At 69.7% G+C, this 1,184-nt stretch carries 1 protein-coding gene; it reads right to left on the reverse strand.

The annotated features are described in order from the left end of the window. Positions 1 to 1,184, reverse strand: a 1,184-nt coding sequence (locus KBX34_RS33040) for a glycerophosphodiester phosphodiesterase family protein (protein ID WP_210928985.1), incomplete at both ends; no start/stop codon positions are given.

The following is a 1,184-nucleotide window of genomic DNA, read 5'->3' on the forward strand; positions in this document are numbered from 1 at the left end:
GCAGTTCGGGCAGCGTCCTCGTGCCGCAGTCGACGGTCTTGAGCTGCGCCAGGGTCAGCTCGTGCACCGGCTTGCCGACGTACGGGAATTTCCGGTCTCCCGGGCGCACCGGGGCGGTGTCGACGCAGTGCGACCCGTTGACGGTGCGGTCGTGCAGCACCACGAGCCTGCCGTCGGCGGTCACGCCGGTGTCCAATTCCAGCGTGGAGATGGCCCGGTTGGACAACGCGTTCGAGAAGGCCGGCAGGGTGTTCTCCGGCCGGGTGGCCCGACCGCCGCGGTGCGCCTGGATGTCGAACGGCGCCGTGTACGCCTTCGGCAGCCGGTAGCCGCGCTGCGCCAGCAGGCCACGCAACCGGTCCGGGTAGTCGGTGATCATGCCGTCCACGCCGTCGTCGATCAGCCTCGCCATGGTCGGCACGTCGTCGACGGTCCACGGGATCACCTTGATCCCGTAGCGGTGCGCATGGGCGACCATCTCCCTGGTGACGTACGGCTGGTAGCCCGGGTCGGTGACAGTGCCGTTCTGCGGGAAGCCGTGCACCAGTGAGAAGGCGCTCGCGCCGAAGCTGCGGATCGCCCTGATCGGGTCGCCGCCGAAGTCGTCGATGTCCAGCCCGCCCAGCCACGGCGAGGCGCCCGGCTGTCCGGTCTGGAGGAAGTCGTAGTTGGTCAGGGCGACCAGCGGCAACTTCGGTTCGACCTGGCGCATGCGCATCAGCGCGCCCCAGTCGAAGCTCTGGATGGTGACCTGCTTGAGCAGCCCGGCGGCGCGGATCTCGGCCGCGGTGACCCGGACGAACTGGTCCCGGGGCGCGGTCTCGGTCGGCGCGCCCGCCTCCACCTTGGTCTCGACGTTGAGCTTCACGTCCTTCGCCCGATAGCGGTTGACGAGCGCGAAGACCTCACGCAGCAACGGCATCCGGGCACCCGGGACGGCGAGCTGGCCGGGCTTGTCCGGCAGGGTCTTCGAGCCGCAGTCCAGCGAGCGTACCTGGGCCACGGTGAGCGTGTTGACGTACTTCCCGACGTACGGGAACTCCGGGTCGCCGGGCGTCACCGGGGCGGTGTCGACGCACTTGGCGCCACTGATCTTCCGGTCGTGGGTGACGACGGCCTGACCGTCCTCGGTGATCTGCACGTCCAGTTCGAGGGTGGTCACCCCGAGCTGGAGGGCGTTGCCG

It is taken from the genome of Micromonospora sp. M61 (genome assembly GCF_018070245.1).
In the GTDB taxonomy this organism is placed as follows: Bacteria; Actinomycetota; Actinomycetes; order Mycobacteriales; family Micromonosporaceae; genus Micromonospora; species Micromonospora zamorensis.